The organism is Stenotrophomonas sp. CCNWLW57 (genome assembly GCF_037203925.1).
Lineage (GTDB): Bacteria > Pseudomonadota > Gammaproteobacteria > Xanthomonadales > Xanthomonadaceae > Stenotrophomonas > Stenotrophomonas rhizophila_A.
The window spans coordinates 541,263-563,961 of sequence record NZ_JBBCBJ010000001.1 but is presented as its reverse complement, the minus strand read 5'-3'; the positions used below and the strand labels follow the sequence as shown (position 1 = coordinate 563,961).

Annotated in this window: 21 protein-coding genes; 13 read left to right on the top strand and 8 right to left on the bottom strand. The window is 66.4% G+C overall.

The features are described 5' to 3' along the window. Positions 1-23: 23 nt before the first annotated feature. The 6 genes from V9K91_RS02490 to V9K91_RS02465 all read right to left on the bottom strand — a co-directional run bounded on the left by V9K91_RS02490 (position 24) and on the right by V9K91_RS02465 (position 8,484). Positions 24-2,582 (bottom strand): TonB-dependent receptor, encoded by a 2,559-nt coding sequence (locus tag V9K91_RS02490; RefSeq protein WP_237334282.1) that lies wholly within the window; start codon positions 2,580-2,582, stop codon positions 24-26. A 344-nt stretch (positions 2,583-2,926) separates the two neighbouring features. Then, positions 2,927-3,121: a hypothetical protein gene (locus V9K91_RS02485; protein ID WP_093534700.1), complete on the bottom strand. Its 195-nt coding sequence runs from the start codon at positions 3,119-3,121 to the stop codon at positions 2,927-2,929. Positions 3,122-3,136: 15 nt separating this feature from the next. Then, a complete protein-coding gene (locus tag V9K91_RS02480; RefSeq protein ID WP_336442622.1) occupies positions 3,137-5,530 on the bottom strand; it encodes a PAS domain-containing protein in 2,394 nt (797 codons plus the stop codon). Further along, positions 5,523-5,996 (bottom strand): response regulator, encoded by a 474-nt coding sequence (locus V9K91_RS02475; RefSeq protein ID WP_093534696.1) that lies wholly within the window; start codon positions 5,994-5,996, stop codon positions 5,523-5,525. The genes V9K91_RS02480 and V9K91_RS02475 overlap by 8 nt, the downstream gene beginning before the upstream one ends. After that, entirely contained in the window at positions 5,993-8,230 is a 2,238-nt protein-coding gene (locus V9K91_RS02470; RefSeq protein ID WP_336442621.1) for an ATP-binding protein, read from the bottom strand. Before V9K91_RS02470 ends, V9K91_RS02475 begins: the two co-directional genes overlap by 4 nt. A gap of 89 nt (positions 8,231-8,319) precedes the next feature. Beyond that, on the bottom strand, positions 8,320-8,484 hold the full coding sequence (locus V9K91_RS02465; protein ID WP_176472594.1) for a hypothetical protein: 165 nt from the start codon (positions 8,482-8,484) through the stop codon (positions 8,320-8,322). Positions 8,485-8,620: 136 nt separating this feature from the next. Between V9K91_RS02465 and V9K91_RS02460 the strand changes: the two genes are divergently transcribed. The 11 genes from V9K91_RS02460 to V9K91_RS02410 all read left to right on the top strand — a co-directional run bounded on the left by V9K91_RS02460 (position 8,621) and on the right by V9K91_RS02410 (position 17,512). Then, positions 8,621-9,583: an acyl-CoA dehydrogenase gene (locus tag V9K91_RS02460; RefSeq protein ID WP_095363022.1), complete on the top strand. Its 963-nt coding sequence runs from the start codon at positions 8,621-8,623 to the stop codon at positions 9,581-9,583. Further along, entirely contained in the window at positions 9,571-10,329 is a 759-nt protein-coding gene (locus tag V9K91_RS02455) for a PIG-L family deacetylase (protein ID WP_068854132.1), read from the top strand. Before V9K91_RS02460 ends, V9K91_RS02455 begins: the two co-directional genes overlap by 13 nt. Then, the gene (locus V9K91_RS02450; protein WP_068854131.1) at positions 10,326-10,913 is read left to right on the top strand and encodes a class I SAM-dependent methyltransferase; all 588 of its coding nucleotides are present in this window, start codon (positions 10,326-10,328) and stop codon (positions 10,911-10,913) included. The genes V9K91_RS02455 and V9K91_RS02450 overlap by 4 nt, the downstream gene beginning before the upstream one ends. Continuing rightward, on the top strand, positions 10,910-11,611 hold the full coding sequence (locus tag V9K91_RS02445) for a glycosyltransferase (RefSeq protein WP_336442620.1): 702 nt from the start codon (positions 10,910-10,912) through the stop codon (positions 11,609-11,611). Before V9K91_RS02450 ends, V9K91_RS02445 begins: the two co-directional genes overlap by 4 nt. Then, entirely contained in the window at positions 11,611-11,901 is a 291-nt protein-coding gene (locus V9K91_RS02440) for a PQ-loop repeat-containing protein (protein WP_093534684.1), read from the top strand. Before V9K91_RS02445 ends, V9K91_RS02440 begins: the two co-directional genes overlap by 1 nt. 170 nt (positions 11,902-12,071) lie before the next feature. Continuing rightward, positions 12,072-12,929, top strand: a complete 858-nt coding sequence (locus V9K91_RS02435) for an STAS domain-containing protein (RefSeq protein WP_249833167.1) — start codon at positions 12,072-12,074, stop codon at positions 12,927-12,929. A gap of 1 nt (position 12,930) precedes the next feature. Beyond that, the gene (locus V9K91_RS02430) at positions 12,931-13,311 is read left to right on the top strand and encodes an STAS domain-containing protein (protein ID WP_068854127.1); all 381 of its coding nucleotides are present in this window, start codon (positions 12,931-12,933) and stop codon (positions 13,309-13,311) included. Further along, on the top strand, positions 13,308-13,709 hold the full coding sequence (locus V9K91_RS02425; protein WP_093534678.1) for an ATP-binding protein: 402 nt from the start codon (positions 13,308-13,310) through the stop codon (positions 13,707-13,709). The genes V9K91_RS02430 and V9K91_RS02425 overlap by 4 nt, the downstream gene beginning before the upstream one ends. Next, the gene (locus V9K91_RS02420; protein ID WP_068854125.1) at positions 13,700-14,716 is read left to right on the top strand and encodes an ATP-binding protein; all 1,017 of its coding nucleotides are present in this window, start codon (positions 13,700-13,702) and stop codon (positions 14,714-14,716) included. Before V9K91_RS02425 ends, V9K91_RS02420 begins: the two co-directional genes overlap by 10 nt. Then, positions 14,713-15,576 (top strand): ATP-binding protein, encoded by an 864-nt coding sequence (locus tag V9K91_RS02415; protein WP_068854124.1) that lies wholly within the window; start codon positions 14,713-14,715, stop codon positions 15,574-15,576. Before V9K91_RS02420 ends, V9K91_RS02415 begins: the two co-directional genes overlap by 4 nt. Next, positions 15,563-17,512 carry a response regulator gene (locus V9K91_RS02410; protein ID WP_336442619.1) on the top strand — a complete coding sequence of 650 codons (1,950 nt, stop codon included), beginning with the start codon at positions 15,563-15,565 and terminating at the stop codon, positions 17,510-17,512. Before V9K91_RS02415 ends, V9K91_RS02410 begins: the two co-directional genes overlap by 14 nt. Here V9K91_RS02410 and V9K91_RS02405 read toward each other — a convergent pair. Further along, on the bottom strand, positions 17,506-17,790 hold the full coding sequence (locus V9K91_RS02405; protein WP_068854122.1) for a putative quinol monooxygenase: 285 nt from the start codon (positions 17,788-17,790) through the stop codon (positions 17,506-17,508). The genes V9K91_RS02410 and V9K91_RS02405 overlap by 7 nt on opposite strands. Positions 17,791-17,858: 68 nt before the next feature. Between V9K91_RS02405 and V9K91_RS02400 the strand changes: the two genes are divergently transcribed. Together V9K91_RS02400 and V9K91_RS02395 are read left to right on the top strand one after the other, a co-directional pair. Continuing rightward, positions 17,859-19,313: a SulP family inorganic anion transporter gene (locus V9K91_RS02400; protein WP_095363015.1), complete on the top strand. Its 1,455-nt coding sequence runs from the start codon at positions 17,859-17,861 to the stop codon at positions 19,311-19,313. 168 nt (positions 19,314-19,481) lie between these two features. Beyond that, positions 19,482-22,079 carry a methyl-accepting chemotaxis protein gene (locus tag V9K91_RS02395; RefSeq protein WP_095363014.1) on the top strand — a complete coding sequence of 866 codons (2,598 nt, stop codon included), beginning with the start codon at positions 19,482-19,484 and terminating at the stop codon, positions 22,077-22,079. A 57-nt stretch (positions 22,080-22,136) separates the two neighbouring features. Here V9K91_RS02395 and V9K91_RS02390 read toward each other — a convergent pair whose 3' ends face one another. Continuing rightward, the gene (locus V9K91_RS02390; RefSeq protein ID WP_184125747.1) at positions 22,137-22,526 is read right to left on the bottom strand and encodes a DUF2628 domain-containing protein; all 390 of its coding nucleotides are present in this window, start codon (positions 22,524-22,526) and stop codon (positions 22,137-22,139) included. Between the last annotated feature and the right edge of the window lie 173 nt (positions 22,527-22,699).

Below are 22,699 nucleotides of genomic sequence, written 5' to 3'. Positions count from 1 at the left end.
ACCCCATGCCAGTCTCAGCCCTGTCAGAACTTCCAGCCCACCCGCGCGTAGTAGAAGCCGCCGTTGAAGCCGTACGGTGAATGCACCGGGTACTCCGCACCTGCAACGCCGGACCACGGGTTCTTGGCCGGGGTGCGGTCGAACAGGTTCTGCGCGCCCAGGCTGAAGTACAGGCCCGAATCGAACTTCCAGCCCACTTCGGCATCCACGATCAAGGCGCTGCCGCCGTAGATCGGCAGGCCGCCGTCCGCTGCGGAGATCACGCCGCTGTCCAGGTGATCCTCATACCACGAACTGTAGTAGTTGAAGCGCAGGTTGGCGTTGAAGATCTGGCGCTGGTGATGAATGCTGAAGTAGCCCTTGGTCTTGGGCAGCGACTTCTCCAGCTTGTACACGCGCGCTTCGTCGATGAAGTCCGGGTCGAAGCGGTCGACCTCGGTCCGGTTCCAGTTGGCGGCCAGCGAGTACGTGGTGTCGCCGCCGAAGTGGGTGCTCTTGAAGCTGGTGACCAGGTCGACACCGGTGGTGGTGGTATCAAACGCATTGCCGAAGTAAGTCACCTGCGAAATCGAGGCCGCTTCCGGGTTGCCGCCGGCCACCAGCGCCGCACGTTCTTCCGGGGTCACCGCGAAGCTGGTGCTCAGCGCGATGCGGTCTTCGACCTTGATCTGGTAACCGTCCAGGGTGATCAGCCAATCGCCTTCGGTCCACACCGCACCCAGCGAAACGTTCTTCGATTCTTCCGGGGTCAGCGGCTGGGCGCCCTTGAGCTGGGCGATGGGATTGGTCGGCGGCAGGGTGGCGATGTCTTCCAGTGCGGTGCCGCCGAACACGGTGCTGATCTGGCTGATGTTGGCCTGGCCCGGCGTGGGCGCACGGAAACCGGTGTTGTACGCGCCGCGCAACGCGAAGTGCTCGTTGAAGTCAAAGCGCGCGGTGACCTTGCCGTTGGTGGTGCTGCCGAACGAGTCGAAATCTTCAAAGCGCAGCGCACCGGCCAGCAGCAGGCGCTCGGTGACCTGCGCTTCCAGGTCTGCATACGCGGCCCAGTTGCGGCGGTCGAAGGTGCCGGCGGTACGCGTGCTGAACCCGTTGAAGCCGTTGGAGCCCAGCGCGAAGCCCTGTTCGGTCAGCGGACCGATCGCGGTGGACGGACCATCGCCGGGGCTGATCTCGAAGCTCTCTTCGCGCCACTCGGCACCCATGGCCAGGCGCAGCGGTTGGCTGGTGAAGCTGGTGGCGATATCGCGGCTCACGTCGATGTTGGCGCTCTTTTCGGTCTGCGTGTTGCCGCCGGGACGGAAGTACAGGCCGGCCGGCTGGTCCGGGCCGAGCGAGGCATTGACGGTGTTGTAGATGATGAACTCGATATCGTTGCGGCCCCACGAACCGCTCACGTCCCAGTACCACTCGCCCCAGTTGCCCTTGGCGCCGGCGTACACGGAGCTGTCTTCCAGCTTGCCGCCGAAGCGCGGGGTGAAGCCGCCCGGCAGGCTGGACAGGAAGGTGTAGCAGTTGGCCGGCAGCGCGGCGACAGCACCGCTCACCGTGCTGTACGGCAGCAGGTTGCCACCGCCGTCGCGCAGCGCGATGGTCGGGCAGGCGCCTGCACCGGTGAGGTTGCCGACCAGCAGCGTGTCGCCGCCGTCGTTGGAGTACACGCCCGAGCGTGCGGTGGGATCGCGGAAGTAGAAGCCGCCATCCACGTCGCGCTTGGCGTAGTTGCCGAACAGGTAGAAGTCCACGCTGTCGGTACTCAGGCCCAGGTTGGCGACCAGCTTGAGGTCGTCGTCGACCTTCGGCGAGCCCCAGATCTGCGCCGGCTCGCCCACGCCCGGGTAGCCGGCGGCGATGGCCGCGGCGGCATCATCGCGCTGCACGCTCCGCGAGGTGTCGTCGACCTTGCGCCACTCGGCGGTCAGCGTGGCAAAGCCGCGCTCGGTGAGTGGCAGGCCGATCTGCGCCGAGTACTGGGTGGTGAGTCCGTCGCCCTTGTAGTACTGGCCGGTGAACACTTCGGCCGTGCCGCCTTCGCGCAGCTTCTTCAGGCCGAAGTTGATCACGCCGGCAATGGCATCCGAACCGTACTGGGCGGCGGCGCCGTCGCGCAGCACGTCCACCTGTTCGAGGGCGAGCGAGGGAAACACGGAAAGGTCCGGGCCCTGTGCGCCGTCGGACAGGCCGTGGCCCAGGAAGGTGATGACCGCCGCGCGGTGGAAGCGCTTGCCGTTGACCAGCAGCAGGGTGTTGTCCGGCGGCAGGCCACGCAGGTTGGCCGGGCGGATCAGACTGGCCGCGTCATCGATGGGAATGGTGCTGACGTTGAACGAGGGGACCAGCACTTTGAGCTGGTCGAGCGCATCGGTGGCGCCCTGGTTGCGGAATTCTTCGCCGCTGATGATGTCGATGGGTACTGCGGACGAGGAAACGGTGCGGGGCTTGGTGCGGCTGCCCAGTACTGAAACCGTATCGAGGGTCGCGGTTTCCGGGTTGGTCGAAGCATTGTCGCTGTTCTGTGCCACCGCGGCGGAACTGGTGAGCAGCAGTGCGGCAGCGAGTGCCGCCTTTACTGAAGATGCCAATGGCGAAATTGCTTTCGGAGCGTGAACACACTTGCCAATGCGGTCGTTCATGCATGCACCCTGCAGTCTGGTTGTGGTTGGGTCGTTCTCGTTACGTGCTCATCCGGTGGTTCTCCTTGCGTGCCAGCGGACCTGGTGCGCTGCACAAATACTTAACAGAACGTAAACAATACTGCAACGTATCTTTCGTTTTGACCTCATTCGTTCAAGAGACGTGAGGCCAAAGGGGCCCGCATCCGCCCCCGTTGAATGCGGAAAAGCGGAGAAAAGTGTGATTTGGATCTCATCTGAAGTGAGATCGGTGCCGCGAATCTGGACAGATCTGGCCTGTCAGCCCGCTGGAATCAGGGCGCTTCCAGCGATGCCTGCAACGCGGCCGCGAGGGCCGCATCGCCGCTGACCAGGTCCACCCAGCGCAGATCCAGCCCCTTGCGGTGGCCTTTGCGCACCAGCTTCAGACCCTCGGGGTCGAGGGTCAGGGTGTAGGACTCATCGCCAATCTGGACTTCGCGGCGCAGGGGTTTGTCGAGCGGCGTCATGGGAACGGTCTCGTGTCATTCATCCTGCAGCGATCCGCGGATCGAGCGCGCCAGGTCGCTGCGGGTGAACGGTTTGCCCAGTATCGCGATGTTGCGACCCACCGCGCCGCTGGCGTCGATGTCGCGCGGGTAGCCGGAGGTGAACAGCACCCGCAGCGCCGGTTTGTGCGCCAGCGCGCGTTTGGCCAGTTCCCAACCGGACATGCCGGGCATCACGATGTCCGAGAACAACAGGTCCACGTCGACGTCGGTGCGCTCGAGCAGGCGCATGGCCGAGGCGCCGTCGTGTGCTTCAAGCACGCGGTAACCCAGCTGCCGCAGCGTGTCCACGGTATACGCGCGCACGTCGTCGTTGTCCTCGGCGACCAGCACCGTGGCCTCCTCCTGCATCTCGTAACCGCCCAGGCCTCGGTGCTCGGTCTGGCCGGCCTGCGGCAGCTCGGCTGCCGAACGCGGGAACAGCAGGGTGATCGACGTGCCGGCACCGGGCGCGGAATCCACCAGCACGTGGCCGCCGGACTGCTTGACGAAGCCGTACACCATGGACAGGCCCAGGCCAGTGCCGCGCCCAACTTCCTTGGTGGTGAAGAACGGTTCGAACACGCGGGTCAGCGTCTCGGCGGACATGCCGTGGCCGGTGTCCTTGACCCGCAGCATTGCGTAATGGCCCGGCGGAACGTCGGGGTTCTGCGCCGTGAAGTCATTGTCCAGGTGGGCGTTGTCCACTTCGATCACCAAGCGGCCGCCTTCCGGCATGGCATCGCGGGCGTTGACCGCCAGGTTGAGCACGGATGCCTCCAGCTGGCTGGGGTCCACTTCCACGCACCAGATGTCCGGGTGGTGCACGATTTCCAGCTGCACCAGTTCGCCCAGCGAACGGTGCAGCATGTCTTCCATGTCGCGCAGTTGTGCATTGAGGTCGACCGGCAGGCTGCGCAGGGGTTGCCGGCGCGAGAACGCAAGCAGCCGCTGGGTGACATTGGCCGCGCGCATCACGCCCTTCAGGGCGTTGTCCAGTGCGCGCGTGGAGCCGTCCGCCACATCGCCCAGACGCTCGGTGAGCAGCTTGGCGTACTCCACGTTGCCGGCGATCACGGTCAGGATGTTGTTGAAGTCATGTGCGATGCCGCCGGTGAGCTGGCCCACGGCTTCGATCTTCTGGCTCTGCCGCAGTGCTTCCTCGGCTTGGCGGCGCGCGGTGGTTTCCACCGCCTCGGAAACCACGGCGGTGATCGTGCCCTGATGGTCGAGCAACGGGCGGAACGAGAACTCGAAGGTGCGTTTGCCGGTGGGAAGCAGCAGGTCCAGCTCATGCCGCGACGCATTGCCTGCGGCCGCCTCCAGCACGGCCTGGCAGACGATGGCCGGCACGCCTTCGGTACTGGCGAACCAGGCCGATTCGCAGTACAGCGCGCCGCGGACATCCTCCTTGGTGGCCAGGATCGCGGCCAGCGAGGCGGAGTTGGTGTCGATGATGTGCCCATCCAGGGTCAGCAGGTTCTGGTGCTGGAAGCTGGATTCGAACAGCGCCTGCAGGCGGCTTTCGCTGCGGTGCAGGGCAGAGGTGCGTTCGCTGACCTGGCGTTCCAGCGATTCATTGCTGGCTGTCAGCAGCGCCTGGACCTGCTTGAGCTCCCCGATATCGCGCGCCATGGCGTAGTAGCCCAGCACCGCACCTTCGGGGCCCAGTTCGGGCACGAAGTCCACCTGCGCATGGCGCGGGGGGCCAACGCGGCGATGGGCAAGGGTCTCGAAGCTGACCCGCTCGCCCCGCAGCACCTTGTCCAGTTGTTCCTGCAGGGCGGCGAATCCCTCCTCACCCACCATCTCGCGGGCATGCCTGCCCACCATGGCTTCAGGGTCCAGGCCATGCCATTCCATATAGGCCTGGTTGGCAAAGCGGTAATGATGGTCGCGGTCGAGGTAGGCGATCAGGGCAGGCAATGAATCGGTGATCAGGCGCAGGCGCTGATGGCTTTCGCGCAGCTCGTTTTCGACCTGCAGCAGCCGGCGCCGCTCCTGGGCTTCGTTGATCGCGCGCAGGATCGCGTCGGGCAGGCGTTGCAGCCGCGACTTGACCACGTAATCGCGGGCGCCGCGCTTCAATGCTTCAACGGCCAGTTCTTCGCTGAGGGTGCCGGAGACGAAGATGAAGGGCACCTCCGGTGTCAGCGCGCCGGCAAGCTCCAGCGCCAGGTCGCCGCTGAAGCCGGGGAGCACATGGTCGGCCAGGATCACATCGAAGTCGTGTGCCGCCAGCGCATCACGCATGCCCTGGTCGGACCAGGTGCGCTCAACGGTGAACGGCAGGCCGGCGCGGCGCAGCTGGAGCGTTATCAATTCCGCATCCAGCGCGCTGTCCTCCACCATCAGGATGCGGATCGGTGTCGCGGGCACATCCTCAGCCATCTTTGCGGCTCTTGGCGCCGAAGAGCGTGCCGTGCGGCGGCGGCTGGTTGGTGATGCCCCAGAACATGCCCAGACCCTGGATCGCTTCGAGGAACTCCTTGAAGTTCACCGGCTTGACCACGAAGGCGTTCACGCCCAGCTCGTAGCTGCGGATCAGATCCTGCTCTTCGCGCGAAGAGGTCAGCATCACCACCGGGGTGGTGCTGATCGCCGCGTCGGTGCGGATTTCCTTCAGCACTTCCAGTCCGTTGAGTTTGGGCAGTTTCAGGTCCAGCAGCACCACCACCGGGCCGCCATGCAGCGCGCCTTCGTAGGGGCCTTCGCTGCGCAGGTACTGCAGCGCTTCCACACCGTCCCGCACATGGGTGACTTCGTTCATCAGCTGGCAGCGCTCAAGGGCAGCCAGCGTCAGCTCCGCATCTTTCATGTTGTCTTCCACGAGCAGAATCGGCCGCAGGTCTCTCATACTTTGTCTCCAGTAACAAAGGGAATGGTAAAGAAGAATTTGGCGCCCACTCCCAACTGGCCTTCGGCCCACGTTCTGCCGCCGTGGCGGGTGATGATGCGGTTTACGTTGGCCAGGCCGATGCCGGTGCCTTCGTACTCGTCGGAATGATGCAGGCGCTGGAACACGCCGAACAGCTTGTCCACGTAGCGCATGTCGAAACCGCAGCCATTGTCCTGGACGAAGAACACGTGTTCGGTGTCGGTGCGGTAATGGCCCACTTCGATGGCGGGGTGGGCGGTGTCGCGGGTGAACTTGATCGCATTGGACAGCAGGTTCTGCCAGACCAGCCGCAGCATGCCGGGGTCGGCCTGAACGCGCGGCAGGTTTGGCACCACCCAGGTGATGGATCGGCCTGCGTACTCCATGTCCAGTTTGTGTCGTACATCCTGTACCAGCGCCGTCATGTCCATCGAGATCTGACCCATCGTGGACCTGCCCATCTGCGAGAAACTGAGCAGGTCGTCCACCAGTGTTCCGGCAGATTGTGCGGACTCGACGATGGTATCGAGGTATCTCTTTTCTGAATCGTTTAATCTCTCGCCCGCTGCGGCCCAGAGCAGTTCCGAGTAACCCACGATGTGGCGGAACGGTGCGCGCAGGTCATGGCTGACCGAATAGGAGAACGCTTCAAGTTCCTTGTTGCTGCGCAGCAGCTGCTCGTTGAGCGCGGCCATTTCTTCGGCCTTGCGCAGCACGATGTCGACGATGGCGGTGCGCAGTTCCATCGCCGCATCGCGGTCCACCTCATTCCAGGGCAACGACTGCCTGCGTACGGTTTCCTTCCAGCCTTCGAACGACGTGCGCGGCGAAAGCGGCAGGCCGGTATCCTCCTTGCGCGGATCGCCGCCCCAGCGCACGGTGCGCACCACCTCCGGCCGGAACCACAGCACGAAGCTGTCGTGGATCTGCGAAATGGAGATGGCGAGCACGCCGCTGGCCACGTCCGCGAACGCATCGGCGGCGTCCCATTCCAGCGGCAGGCGGTCGGTGCAGATCAGGTCGCCTTCGTGCTGCTGGACGGTCAACCACTGCACCAGCTGCATCACCTGCTCCTGGCGTGGGCAGTCACCATGCAGGATGCATTGGCCGCGGTGCACGATCGCGGCGCCAGCGGACTGTGTCAGCGCCAGCAGGTTCTGCTGGTCCCGGCCCAGTGCCGCCATGAAATCCTGGTCGCCGGCCATGCGTCCGAGCAGGCGCACCTGGATGGCGCGCCGCGCGATGCGCTCTTCCACCACCGCAGCCCGCTCCTTCAACGAAATCTGCAGGGACAGGATCTGCCCGATGAACTCGCAGGCGGTGCGCACGTGGTACGGCACCCGCTTGGGCGCTTCGTTGTGGCACGAAATCAATCCCCACAGTTCGCCTTCGCGGAGCAACGAGACCGACATGGAGGCGCCGGTGCCCATGTTGCGCATGTACTGCAGGTGCACCGGCGAGACACTGCGCAGCATGGCCGGGCTCAGGTCGGTCGGCGGCGCGGCGGCGGTGTCGGCCGTGCGGACCAGCGGCACCGGTTGGTAATCGCTGTCGGCGATCAGCCGTACCCGGTTCTGCCGGTACAGCTCACGGGCCTGGGCGGGGATGTCCGACTCGGGAAAGCGCAGGTCAAGGTAGCTCGGCAGCACGCCATTGCCGTCCTCGGCCACCACCGCGCCATTCCACTCCTTGTCGAACTGGTAGACCAGGGTGCGGTCGAAGCCCGTGAGCTGGCGGATCTGCACCGCAGCCAGCTCGCACAGTTCGCGGGTGCCGGGTACCCGCTCGATCTCGCCCATGAACGCGCGGATGGCCGGATACAGGTCTTCCAGCGAACCGGGTTCGCCCGGCACGGGCGCTTCCAGCTCCACGATCAGATCGTCGGCGAGCCGGTGGGCCAGGGTGTGATGTCCCCCATGGCCGCCAACCGGATGCGCGCCAAGGAACTGTGTCGCGCCGGTTGCAAGTGATTCCAGGGCCGGGCGGCAGCTCGCCAGGGCACCGCCGAGCAGCGTGTCGATGCTTTGACCCAATGGGTCGCCCAGCGTCTCGATCACATCCGCGCGTGCCACGGCGCGTTCTTTCACGGTCAGCGTGCTGGGGTCGAGGACGAGGATCAAACCGTAGGGTTGGATGGCGCCTGGAGTACGTATCGGTTCTCTGGCACAGCTGTTGAGATCCAAGGCGTTTTGTTTCAAATTCCAGGACGACATTCGTTCAATCCCCCCAAGGGGTGCGTGCTAACGCCCATAGCTTCGCATATCCCTGTTTTCATCTCCGTGATGAGGCAGGGGCTGATGGGCTACGGCTTGGGCGGGCGTTCGTAGTCGTCGGGGGTGGCCGTGTGCTCCTGCTCGGGCATGTCCTTGTCCTTCCACCGGGCATCGTCGTTGCGCAGCTTGTCCGGCGTGTGCGCCTTCTGCTGGTCGTCCTTGCCTTCCAGCGGGTTGGAAGATGACGCGTTCATGAGCCGTGCTCCGATAGGCGGGGGGTGTACGCGCAAGCTTGAAGCCGTGCAGGTGAGCGCGGCGTCCGCGTCGGGTGCACGGCATCCACACGCCGGGCTCACCACCCAGCCACAGGGGGCGAGGTATCCCTTGGGCATGGACCAGATTTCCGAACATGCCGCACCGGCACTTGAGGCGGCCGCGCGCGAGGTGCTTGCGCGCCAACCATCATTGCCGCTCCCCGGTCGGGGTCACACCCTGGAACGATGGCGGGCGCTGGCCGCTATAGCCGGGCGCGACCTGTGCGTGGCCAAGGTGATGGAGGCGCACTACGACGCGCAGGCCATCCTGGCCGACCTGCATGCCCCATCGCTCGCCGAGGGCCGGCTGGCGGCGGTGTGGGCAGCGGAAGGCCCACACGCCACCTTGCGTTATGACGAAGAGACGGGCACGGTCAGTGGCGCCAAACCCTGGTGCTCCGGTGCCGGGCTGGTCGATGTGGCGCTGGTTACCGCGCGCTGTGGCGAGGGCTCGCGGCTGGTCTGCCTGCGCACCGATGCGCCCGGCATCCTGCTGCAGCCGCAGAGCTGGCATGCCACGGGCATGGCCGGCATACCCAGCGGCACCGTGCAGTTCGACCGCGTGCGCGCCGAGGTGGTGGGTCCCAGCGGCGCCTATCTGGCCCGGCCCGGTTTCTGGCACGGCGGTGCAGGCATTGCGGCATGCTGGTACGGCGCTGCGGTCGCGCTGGCGTCACCGCTGCAGCGCTCGCCCCGGGTGGAAGGCGACGCCCAGGCGGCCGCATTGCTGGGCCAGGTCGACATGGCATTGCAGTCATCAGCAGCATTGCTGCGCGAGCTGGCCGCCTGGATCGATGCGATGCCCGCGCAGCCCCATCAGTCCGATGTGATCCGGGTGCGCAGCGTGGTTGAGCGCGGCTCCATGCAGGTGCTTGATGCCGTAGGCCGCGCACTGGGACCGGCGCCGATGTGCCTGGATCCGGAGCATGCGCGGCGCTGGGCCGATCTCACGGTGTTCATCCGGCAAAGCCATGCCGACCGCGACTGGGCCGAACTGGGCCGGGCCATCCAGCGCCAGGAGCAGCCGTGGACGCTGTAGCGGTTCGCATCGAAGGGCGGGGCACGCCGGAGTCGGCGTGGGAACGCTGTGCATGGTTGGACGCATTGCCATTGGTGGAAGCTGACACCGTACTGCTCGGCGCGCGACGGCTCATCGTGGTGTCGCCCCATCCCGACGATGAGGTGCTGGGCTGTGGTGGCCTGATGCAGGCGGCGGCCGCACAGGGGTGCGGAGTGCAGGTGGTGTCGGTGACGGACGGCGAAGCCTGCTACCCCGACCACCCGCGCTGGACACCGGCATGCCTGCGTGACGCGCGCCGACGCGAGTTGGCGGCGGCGATGCAGGCATTGGGCATGGACGCCACCCATGTGACCTCGCTTGGCCTGCCGGATGGTGCGGTGGCGCGGCACGAAGCCGACCTGGTCGCGCATCTCCGCACCTGCGTGTCACCAGGCGACGTCGTGTTGGCACCCTGGATCCACGACGCCCACCCGGACCATGAAGCGGTGGGGCGTGCGGCGCTTGCGGCGGCGGCCCTCTGCGGTGCCCGTAGCCTGCAGTATCCGGTCTGGGCCTGGCACTGGCTGGATGCGCTGGCGTCCACCGGTCCGTGGACGACCGCGCAGCGCATTGCGCTGTGCCCGGACGCGCAGGCCCGCAAGCGCCAAGCCATGGCGGTCTTTGCGACGCAGACCGGGGAGGGCGAGGCGCTGGGCTGCGAGCCGATCCTTCCCGAACACGTACTCGCCCGCTTCCGGCGTTCCTTCGAGGTGCTGATTGGATGAACACCCGTGCCTATTTCGAACAGATCTACCAGCAGCCCGACCCGTTCCAGTACCGCAACCGCTGGTACGAGGCGCGCAAGCGCGCGCTGACGCTGGCCTGCCTGCCCCGGCCGCGCTACGGCAATGCGTGGGAGCTGGGGTGTTCCAATGGCGTGCTGAGCGCAGAGCTGGCAACACGCTGCGACGCGCTGCTGGCGACCGACCTCAGCGAGGCCGCGCTGGCAGACGCGGCACGCTCGACCGGGCACCTTGGAAACGTGCGGCTTGAACAGGCCCGTCATCCCGAACAATGGCCCGCGGAGCGCTTCGACCTGATCGTGGTCAGCGAGGTCGGTTACTACCTGGCACCGCAGGATGTGGTGGCGATGGCGGCAAAGCTGCGTGGCAGCCTTGCTGATGACGGCCTGCTGCTGGCGTGCCACTGGGTGCACCCGTTCGAGGAAGCACTGAGCTCGGCCCAGCAGGTGCACCGCGCGTTCGGTCGTGGCCTGGACGAGGCCTTCTGCTACCAGGACGCTGACCTGCTGATGCAGGCGTGGAGTCGGGAACCGACCAGCGTTGCCCGCTGGGAAGGCCTGCGATGATCGGCGTGATCGTGCCCGCACACAACGAAGCGCACGCCATTGGTCGCTGCCTGGCCTCCATCGCCGTGGCGGCCGCGCATCCCGGTCTGGGCCGCGAGCCGGTGCTGGTGGTGGTCGCGCTCGACGCATGCAGCGATGCCACGGAGGCGGTGTGCGCCGGACATGGGGCAATCACCGTGGCCGTGGACGCCCAGTGCGTGGGCACCGCGCGGGCAGCGGCGGCCAGCCACGTGTTGGCGCATGGCGCGCGCTGGATCGCCAGCACCGACGCCGACACCGCCGTACCGCAGGACTGGCTGTGGCGGCAAAGCCTGTGCGGCGCCGATGCCTTCTGTGGCGTGGTAGAGGTGGAGGACTGGCTCGATTACCCCGAGCGGGTGCGCAACGCCTTTTCCGAGCGGGAAATCGTGCAGGATGGGCACCGGCACATCCATGGGGCCAACCTTGGCATGAGCGCGGCCGCCTATCTGGCGGTGGGTGGCTTTCCGGCCCTGCGCACGGGGGAAGATGTTGCACTGGTCGAAGCACTGGCCGGCAACGGTGCCCGCATCGCCTGGCTGGCCCGGCCTGCCGTGGCGACCAGCGCGCGGCGAACCGCACGTGCCCCGCACGGTTTCAGTGGATTCCTGCGCGCACTGGAGCGCGAGGTCATGGGTGCTGGGCCCTCACTGCTGCCGGTCCACGTGGTAGCGGATTGATGGAGCAGCCCGCCGACCTGCTGGGCTGGGCCGCCACGGCCGTGCTGATCGCCACGCTGGTGCGGCAGATCTACAAGCAGCACCAGGCCGGGTCGGTGGAGGGCGTTTCCACTTGGCTGTTCGTCGGCCAGATAACCGCCTCGGTGTTGTTCATCGTGTACAGCGCGCTGCTGGGCTCCACGGTCTTCGTGGTCACCAACAGCCTGATCCTGGTCACGGCGGTGGTCGGCCAGGTGCTCGCCATGCGCAGGCGCAAGGCGCAGAACGCTCCCGCCACCGGCAGGAAATGAGGGCCCGCGGCCGTCTATTCTGAATCAGTCAGTGTTGTGCACACGGCCTTCACGCGTCATCCGTTGTCGTAATGGTCCGTGTAGCTGAATTCATTTAAGCTCAGGAAAATTCCAAGCCCCGGCGCGTTGCGTGCCGGGGCTTTCACACCTTCCTACCTAGGAATCTCCCCATGGCGGCTTTGCAGCAGCGCACGATCGACCTTCTTCGTACCCACCAGGACACCGTGGTGGCGCAGTGGGGCGACCAGTTGGCCGGCTCCGGCCAGGGCCAGGATGGCCGGTTGAGCACGCGTGAGCTGGATGCCCAGGTACGCGAATTCTGGCGCCTGTTCCAGGCAGCAGTGTCCACCAACGGCACCGGCGTGGCCGGCAGCGAATGGCAGGACACCCGCCAGTTCCTCGAACAGCTCTCGCGTGACCGCGTGCTCAAGGGCTTCAGCTCCTCGGAAACCGCCAGCTTCCTGTTCTCGCTCAAGCGCCCGCTGTTCGAGCTGGTCCAGCAGAACTTCGCCGACGACCCCAAGGCGGTCGGCGATCAGCTGTGGGCGATTTCCGAACTCATCGACGGGCTTGGCCTGCACAGCGTCAAGGTCTACCAGAAGACCCGCGAGGATGTGATCCAGCGCCAGCAGGAAGAAATGCTGGAACTGTCCACCCCGGTGGTGAAGCTGTGGGAGGGCGTGCTGGCCCTGCCGATGATCGGCACGCTCGATTCGCAGCGCACCCAGGTGGTGATGGAATCGCTGCTGCAGCGGATCGTCGACACCGGTTCGGAAATCGCCATCATCGACATCACCGGCGTGCCCACCGTGGACACGCTGGTCGCCCAGCACCTGCTCAAGACCGTTACCGCCATCCGCCTGATGGGCGCCGACGCCATCATCAGTGGCGTGCGCCCCCAGATCGCACAGACCATCGTGCACCTGGGCCTGGACCTGCAGGGCATCGTCACCAAGGCCAACCTGGCCGACGCATTGGCACTGGCGCTCAAGCGCACCGGCCAGACGGTGACCAAGGCGGCGCGCTGAAATGGACCGCATCCCGATCCTGCAGATGGGCGATCTGCTGCTGGTGACCATCCAGGTGGACATGCATGACCAGCTTGCGCTGACCCTGCAGGACGACCTGACCGAACGTATTCAAAAGACCTCTGCGCGCGGCGTGTTGATCGACATTTCCGCGTTGGACATCGTCGATTCCTTCATTGGCCGGATGATTTCCACCATTTCGTCACTGGCCCGGATCATGGATGCCACCACGGTGGTGGTGGGCATGCAGCCGGCCGTGGCGATCACGCTGGTTGAGCTGGGCCTGACCCTGACCGGGGTGCGCACCGCGCTGAATGTCGAACGTGGCATGGAACTGCTGCGCATGGACCTGTTGCAGCAACCCGACGAAGAGTCGCCATGACCGCCGTCAGTGGATCCTTGCCGATCCGCGTCGAGCAGGACGTGGTGCTGGCACGCCAGGCTGCCCGGCAGGCGGCCGTGGCATGCAGGATGCGGCTCATCGACCAGACCAAACTGGTCACTGCCGCCAGCGAACTGGCCCGCAACGCGGTGATCTATGGCGGCGGTGGCAGCATGGAATGGGAGGTGGTGGACAGCGGCATCCGCCGCGGGCTGCGCCTGGTGTTCTCCGACAATGGTCCCGGCATTCCCGATATCGCCCAGGCCCTGACCGATGGCTGGACCTCGGGCAGCGGCATGGGGCTGGGCCTGTCCGGCTCGCGCCGGCTGGTGGACCAGTTCGAACTGGAGAGCGAACCCGGCAAGGGCACCCGGGTTGCCATCACCAAATGGATCTGAATTTCTCTGGCCGCGTTACCCGGGTCGTGGTGGTGGAAGAGGTCTCGCAGGTAGGGCAGGCCCGGCGCGAAGCGCTGGCCATGGCCGATGGCATCGGCTTCGATGAAATGGATGCTGGCCGGGTGGCCCTGGCCGCCACCGAGCTGGCCACCAATGTGATCAAGCACGGACGCGGCGGGCGCATGTACCTGTCAGTGGTGTGCGGTCGCGGCGGTGAGGGCATCGAACTGTGCACCCTCGATGCCGGGCCGGGCTTCTCGCTGGCGCAGTCCCTGCCTGACGGCTATTCGACCGGCGGTACGCAGGGTTTGGGCCTCGGCGCAATACGGCGCCAGGCCACCGTGCTCGATGCCTGGTCCGACGACAAGGGCTGCGTGGTGGTGGCGCGCGTCTACGCCAGCCGCGTTGCCCGCGACGTGGACGTACCCTACGGTGCGCTGCGCCTGGCCATGCGCCATGAGGTGGCCTGCGGCGACGCCTGGCACCTGCGTGCCGATGCCCAGTCGGTGGCCGTGACGCTGATCGATGGCCTCGGGCACGGGCTGCCGGCGGCCGATGCCGCCCAGGCCGGCGTGGCGGTCGCAGCCGCGCGCGGGGCGGTTGCACCGGCGGACCTGGTCGCGGCGATGCATGCCGGCATGTCCGGTACCCGGGGCGGGGCCGCGGCGGTTGCCAGCGTGGACGTTGCCGGCGGCGCGGTCCAGTTTGCCGGCATCGGCAACATTTCGGCGGGCCTGCACGAGGCGACCACGACCCGTGGCATGGCCTCGCACCCGGGCATCGTCGGGGTGCAGTTCCGCAAGGCGCAACCATTCCATTTTCACGCGCCGGAAGGCACGCTGCTGCTCATGCACAGTGATGGATTGCAGGCGCGTTGGAGCCTGCGCGACTACCCCGGCCTGTTCCATCGCCACCCGGCGCTTATAGTGGCGGTGCTGCAGCGCGATTTCGATCGTGGCCGCGACGACACCGGCATCATCGCCCTGCGGCTCGGAGACCTGCATTGAACGCGCTTCCCCCCGAACAGGAAATCGTCCAGCTGCGCACGCAGGCCGATGCCCTGCGCGCGGAGCTTGAGGAAACCAACCAGGGCGTGCTGGCCCTGTACGCCGAACTGGACCAGCAGGCCGAGCAGCTGCGCGAGGTCTCCGAGCTCAAGAGCCGGTTCCTGTCTTACATGAGCCATGAATTCCGCACGCCGCTGGGCTCGATACTGAGCATGACCCGGCTGCTGGAAGACGGCATGGATGGCCCGCTGACCGAGGAGCAGCGCCGGCAGGTGCGCTTCATCAGCGGCTCGGCGGCCGAGCTGCGCGAAATGGTCGACGACCTGCTGGACCTGGCCAAGATCGAAGCGGGCCGGATCACCATTTCGCCGGCCTGGTTCGACCTGATGGACCTGTTCGCGGCGCTGCGCGGCATGTTCCGGCCCCTCATCGAAGAAAACCGGGTGGACCTGGTGTTCGAAGATCCGCCGGCATTGCCCCTGCTGTACACCGATGACAAGAAGCTGGCGCAGATCCTGCGCAACTTCATTTCCAACGCGCTCAAGTTCACGCCCAACGGCCAGGTGGTGGTGTCGGCCAAGCTGGTCGACGCGCATTCGGTGTGCTTCAGCGTGCGCGACACCGGCATCGGCATTCCGCAGGACCTGCTGCCTACCCTGTTCGAGGATTTCGTGCAGGTGGACACGCCGCTGCAGAAGCGTCTGCGCGGCACCGGCCTGGGCTTGTCGCTGTGCAAGCGCTTTGCCGAGCTGCTGGGCGGCGAGGTGGGGGTGACCAGCGAACTGGGCGTCGGTTCGGAGTTCCATGTGAAGCTGCCGCTGAAGCTGGCTGCCGAGGAGACCGCTGATGCCGACGCGTGACCGGATCCTGATCGTCGACGACAACGCGGCCACCCGCTATTCGGTGCGCCGGGTGCTGGAACACCACGGGTTCCGCGTGGAAGAAGCCGGCACCGGCACCGACGGCCTGGTCCAGCTCAACACGCAGGATTTCGGTGCGCTGGTGCTGGACGTCAACCTGCCCGACATGAGCGGTTTCGATGTGGTTCGCCAGCTGCGCGAAGATCCGCGCATGCAGCTGTTGCCGGTTGTGCATGTCTCGGCCGCCTCGATCGCCACCGGGGACCTCATCACCGGCCTCAACGCCGGTGCCGATGCCTACCTGGTGCACCCGGTGGATCCGGACGTGCTGCTGGCCACGCTGCGCAGCCTGCTGCGTGCGCGCCGCGCCGAAGACGCATTGCGCGATGCCGAAGCGCGTTTCGGCGAGATCTTCCGCCAGATCAATGCACCGATCACCGTCCTGGATGCGCAGCTGCAGGTGCATGAAGCCAACGATGCCTTCAAGCGCCTGCTTGGAGAGGACCTGGGACCGGGCCGGATCGAGGCCTTGCTGGACCACCAGTTCGCGCCGATGAGCGCGTTGAAGGTGGCGCTGGCCGAAGGTGAGCGTTGGCAGGGCACCTTTGCCTTGCAGGTGCAGGGCAGCCGGCGCATGACCGAGTGGCGGGTGACGCCCTACAGCGCTCCTGGCCTCGGCCTGGTGCTGGTCGAAGACATCACCGAGCGCCACGTGCGCGAACTGGAGCAGCGCCAGGAGCTGGAGAGCGCCAACAGCGAGCTGGCCTTCCAGATCGCCGAGCGCGAGCGCACCGAAATGGAGCTGATGCAGGCCCAGAAGATGGATTCGCTCGGCCAGCTGACCGGCGGTATCGCGCATGATTTCAACAACCTGCTGACCACCATCATCTCCGGCCTGGACATGATCGAGATGGCCGCCAGCAGCGGCAAGTGGGACAAGGCAAGCCGTTACGTCGACATCGCCACCGCCTCGGCGCACCGCGCCGCGGCACTGACCCAGCGCATGCTGGCCTTTGCCCGCAAGCAGCCGCTGGACCCGCAGACGTTCGACGTGGTTGCCCGCGTACGCTCGCTGGAAGACATGCTGCGGCGCTCGATCGGCGAGAACATCGAACTGGAACTGGAGCTGGGCGCCGAACCGCTGGTGGCCATGGCCGATCCCAACCAGTTCGAGAACGTCATGCTCAACCTGGTCATCAACGCGCGCGATGCGCTGGCCGGCCAAGGCCTGATCCGCATCCGCGCGGGCCGCGCGAGGATCGAGCGTGACCACGAGCTGTCGCCGGGCAACTACATCACCATCAAGGTGATCGACAACGGAACCGGCATTCCACTGGACCTGATCAACAAGGTGTTCGAACCGTTCTTCACCACCAAGCCGCAGGGCGAAGGCACCGGCCTGGGCCTGTCGATGACCTACGGCTTCGCGCGCCAGTCCGGCGGCAGCGCCCGTATTGCCAGCGAGCAGGGGGAAGGTGCCGAGATCGAACTGCTGTTGCCCGAGGGGCAGCAACAGGTCGAGATGGCGTCTGCGTCCACGGCGCAGGTGCAGGTGCAGCGCGGCCATGCCGAACGCATCCTTCTGGTGGACGACACCGATTCGGTGCGGATGATGGTGCGCGAGATGCTGCTCGAGGTCGGCTACCAGGTCGTGGAAGCCACCAACGCGCAGCAGGCGCTGCTGGAGCTGCATTCAGCGCGGGCCGTGGATCTGTTGTTGTCGGACGTCGGCCTGCCCGGCATGAACGGTCGCGACCTGGCGGATGCCGCGCGCGCGTTGCGCCCGAGCTTGCCGGTGCTGTTCATCACCGGCTATACGGAAAGCGCCGCCGTGCGCAACGAGTTCCTGGGCGAGGGGATGTCGCTGCTGCCCAAGCCGTTCAGCGTGCACGAGCTGCTGCACAGCGTTGGCGCGATGTTCGGCCCCCGTCAGTAACCGCCCACCGGTTCGGTTTCGAACCGTTCGCCGAATCCGGTGATATGCGGGCGTGCGCGGGCAATGGCCTGCTGCACGCCTGGCAGCGCCAGCGAGGCGTGGTGGAGTTCAGCGCTGTCCCAGACTTCAGTGATCCAGATCGCGTCGGCATTGGCGGGATCCTTGGCCACCACGTAGCTCCGGCATCCCGGCATGGCCTGGGTGCCCTCCAGCAGGATCGCGATGACCGCGTCGCGCTCGCCGGGAGCGATGTTCATCTTTCCGATCAGACCGTACATGGATGCCTTCCTGCTGCTCGAGGGAGGGTCGATGGTATCCTGCGCGCCGTTCTGCCGCCTGGCCCCCCATGTCTGTCTCCTATCCCCCGCGCCAGCAGTGGCTCGGCAATATCCGTGGCGACCTGCTTTCTGGCACCGTGGTTGCCTTGGCGCTGATTCCTGAAGCCATTGCCTTCTCGATCATTGCCGGCGTGGACCCCAAGGTGGGCCTGTATGCGTCGTTCTGCATCGCCGTGGTCACCGCCATCGCCGGCGGCCGGCCGGGCATGATCTCGGCGGCCACCGGCGCGATGGCGCTGGTGATGGTGGACCTGGTGAAGGACCACGGCCTGCAGTATCTGCTGGCCGCGACGATCCTGGCCGGCCTGCTGCAGATCATCGCCGGCGCACTGAAGCTGGGCGCGCTGATGCGGTTCGTGTCGCGTTCGGTGATCACCGGCTTCGTCAACGCACTGGCCATCCTGATTTTCCTGGCACAGATGCCCGAGCTGATCGGGCGCTCGTGGCAGGTGTGGGCGGTGTGCGCGGCGGGGCTGGCCATCATCTACCTGCTGCCGCGGTTGACCCGCGCAGTGCCGTCGCCGCTGGTGGCCATCGTGGTGCTGACCGCGCTGTCGATCGGGCTGCACTGGGAAGTGCGGACCGTGGGCGACATGGGCGCACTGCCCGACAGCCTGCCCACGTTCCTGTTCCCCGATGTGCCGATGACGTGGGACACGCTGGCGCTGCTGCTGCCGGTCTCGGCAACCCTCGCGGTGGTGGGCCTGCTGGAGTCGATGATGACCGCGCAGATCGTCGAGGACATGACCGACACCCCGAGCCAGCGCAACCGTGAGTGCGCCGGCCAGGGCCTGGCCAACATCACCGCTGGCCTGTTCGGCGGCATGGGCGGCTGCGCGATGATCGGGCAGTCGGTCATCAATGTATCCTCCGGCGGGCGTGGCCGGTTGTCCTGCCTGGTGGCAGGCGTGCTGCTGTTGCTGCTGGTGGTGTACGGGCACGACTGGGTGCGGCAGATTCCCATGGCCGCGTTGGTGGCGGTGATGATCATGGTCAGCATCGGGACCTTCCACTGGCGTTCCTTTGCCGAGTTCCGCGTGCACCCCATGAGCTCCTCGGTGGTGATGGTGGCCACCGTCGTGGTGACCGTTGCCACCCACGACCTGGCCAAGGGCGTGCTGACCGGAGTGCTGCTGTCGGCGTTGTTCTTCGCGCGCAAGGTGGGTCGGCTGCTGGTCGTCACCGACCACACCGATGCCGACGGAGTCCGCACCTACACGGCCACCGGGCAGGTGTTCTTCGCTTCGGCGGGGCAGTTCGGCGAGAGCTTTGATTTCCAGGAAGTGCCGGCGCGGGTGCGGATCGACCTCAGCCAGGCGCACTTCTGGGACCTGAGTGCGGTTGGCGCACTGGACAGGGTGACCCTCAAACTGCGCGGGCATGGCGCGCAGGTCGAGGTGATCGGACTCAATGCCGCCAGCCAGACGCTGGTGGAGCGGCTGGGTGGCCGTACGCCTCACTGAACCCGGTCAGGATCCGGCGCTCAACATCTCCAGCACAGGGCCGTTACCAGCGTATGACCCGACCGGCATGTGCGTTGCACCGTGCGGGGCGGGCCGCAATGGACTGCGTGACGTAGTAGCGGTGCCCTCGGGCGCGCGCTGTTCTGTACTCCTGCCCGGAACACCCCCATGTCCACGTCCCGCCCGTCCGCTTCCAAGCGCCCCGGCAGCATCGCCAACCGGCTGATGCTGGGAACCGCGCTGATCGCCATGCTCTGCTTCGGCGTGACCGCCGCCCTCAGTTACCGCGAAGCCAGCCAGGCGCTGCTCGAATCCTCGCGGCGGACCATGGAAAGCCAGGCCGAGGCCGAATCGCGCCGGGTCGGTGCCGACCTGGCCGCCGCGTTTTCTACCAGCCAGGCACTGGCCGACAGCCTGGTGGTGCAGCACCGCGCTGCCACCCTGTCGCGCGCGACCGCCGCGCAGGTGCTGCAACAGCAGCTGCAGTCGCACCCGGAATGGGTGGGCCTGGGCACGCTGTGGGAACCGCAGGCCTTCGATGGCAGGGACGCCGACTTCGTCGGTGCCGAAGCCCACGATGCCACCGGCCGCTTCATGAGCTACTGGGCCTGGCAGGACGGCGCCCCGGTGCAGGATGTACTCAAGGGCTATGACGTCCCCGGCGATGGTGACTGGTACCTGCGCCCGCGTGAGCTCAAGCGGCAGGCCGTGAGCGAGCCGTACCGTTATGAGATCGGCGGCAGGCAGGTGCTGATGACCACGCTGTCGACCCCGGTGCTCGACAACGGCCAGTTCCTGGGCGCGGTCACCGTGGACTTCGGCCTGGCCGCGCTGCAGGAGCGTCTGGCGGCGCTGCGCCCGATGGGGCAGGGCCACGTCGAACTCATCTCGCCCGGCGGCATCGTGCTGGCCGCGCAGGATGCCAAGCAGATCGGCCAGCGCCGCGACGATGCCTTCACTGCGCAGGTCCTTGCAGCCGTGGCGCGTGACCAGCGCTTCGAAGCGTTCACTCCGGATGCCGCAGGCAACGTGAAGGCGTATGTGCCGCTGCGCATCGGTGGCAGCGAAGAGCGGTTCGCGCTGGGCGTGATCGTGCCGTATGCGCTGATCACCGAACAGGCGCGCTCGCTGCTGTGGATCATCCTCGGCGTTGGCCTGGGCGCGGCGCTGGTGCTCAGCGCCAGCGTGTACGTGCTGCTGCGCCGCCAGGCGATCCGCCCGCTTGCCGATGCCGTGCGGCTTTCGGCGGACGTGGCCGAAGGCCGCCTGGACACGCCGCTGCCGCCCCCACGCGACGACGAAGTTGGCCGCCTGCTGGAATCCATGCAGCGCATGCGCGGCCAGCTGCGCGCGGTGATGAGCGCGCAGGGCGAGATGGCGCAACGCCATGAAGCCGGCGAGCTGGGCTATCGCATGGACGCGCAGGCCTTCCCGGGCGCGTACGGACGCATGGTCGAAGACACCAACCAGCTGGTAGGCGCCAACATTGCCGTCACCCGTCGCCTGGTCGAGGTGATGCAGCGCTACGCGGTAGGCGATCTGTCGCAGGACATGGACCGCCTGCCCGGCGACCAGGCCGTGTTCACCAATGCGATGGACACCACCAAGGCCAACCTGCGCGCGATCAATACCCAGATCCGCGACCTGGCCGGTGCCGCCGCGCGCGGCGATTTCAGCCAGCGCGGCGACGGGGTGCGCTTCGACCATGACTTCCGCGCCATGGTCGAAAACCTCAACACCATGATGCAGGTGAGCGACGACAACCTGCAGCAGATCTCCGCGCTGCTGCGCGCGATCGCCGCCGGTGACCTCACCGCGCGCATGCACGGCCAGTTCCATGGCGTGTTTGCGCAGATGCGCGACGATGCCGATACCACCGTGACCCAGCTGACCGACATCGTCGGCCGTATCCAGCAGGCGACCGACAGCATCAACCTGGCGGCGGGCGAAATCGCCTCGGGCAACAGCGATCTGTCGCGCCGTACCGAACAGCAGGCCGCGAGCCTGGAGGAAACCGCTGCGTCGATGGAGGAGCTGACCTCCACCGTGCGCCAGAACGCCGACCACGCCGTGCAGGCCAACCAGCTGGCCGCCGGTGCCGCCAACGTGGCCGAACAGGGCGGGCAGGTGGTGGGCCAGGTGGTGACCACCATGGCCGGAATCGAGGCCGCGTCCAAGCGCATCGCCGAGATCATCTCGGTGATCGATGGGATCGCCTTCCAGACCAACATCCTGGCGCTCAACGCCGCCGTGGAAGCGGCGCGCGCCGGTGAGCAGGGCCGCGGCTTTGCGGTGGTGGCCTCCGAAGTGCGCGCGCTGGCGCAGCGCTCGGCCGGTGCGGCCAAGGAGATCAAGCAGTTGATCGACGATTCGGTGCAGCAGGTCGCCGAAGGCTCGGCGCTGGTGCAGACCGCCGGGCGCACCATGGAAGAGATCGTTACCGGCGTGCGCCGGGTCAACGACATCATGGCCGAGATTTCCGCCGCCTCGAAGGAACAGTCCGCCGGCATCGAACAGGTCAACCAGACCATCACCCAGATGGACGAAACCACCCAGCAGAATGCGGCGCTGGTGGAAGAAGCCACCGCCGCGGCGCGGGCGATGGAAGAGCAGGCCCAGCACCTGGGCACTGCGGTGGCGATCTTCCGCACCGGCGCGGCTGCGCCGGCCGCAGCGCCTGCGGCACCGCGCAAGTCCGTCGGCCAGAAACGGGCCCCGGTGCGTGCAGCAGCGGCAGCGGTCGAGACCGAATGGGAAACCTTCTGAGCAACAAAAAGCCCGGTCAATCGACCGGGCTTCTCAGGTGAGGCGAGCTGCGGGGGTTTACCAGCGCATGCCCTGGAAGGGGTTCCAGCTGGTGTCGCCCTTCACTTTTTCCAGGTAGTAGTTGTAGTTGGTGGTGAGCGCAATGAACAGCGACCACGCAATCGCGATGCCACGTCCGATCGGGTCGGGCAGGAATGCCAGCACCACGCCGAGCACCAGGGTCAGGCCCAGGATCGTCAGGGCCTTGCGCCACATGCCCAGGATGAAGAGGTAGATGCAGCCGAAGAACAGGGCGAAGAAGTTGAAGTTGACCTTGACCTTCTGCCCGAACGGCAGCGCCTTGTAGGCGGCCTTGAAGGCTGGCGAGTTCGGCGCGCCATAGGTGTTGAAGAAGTCGAACCGGAACTGCCACTTGGGGCTGAAGGATGACGCGATGTTGGAATCCATATCCACTTTATGATGTTGAAAACGGTTACATGATAGTCGCTGACTATTGAAAAGCGCCAGTTTTCGGGCGCGCATCAGTGCTGACGCATTCCGGCGTAGGCGACGTCACACATTCGTCCACAAATTCATATAGGGTTCGCATTCCTCGCGGCATGGGTGCCGCGCGGGTGTAT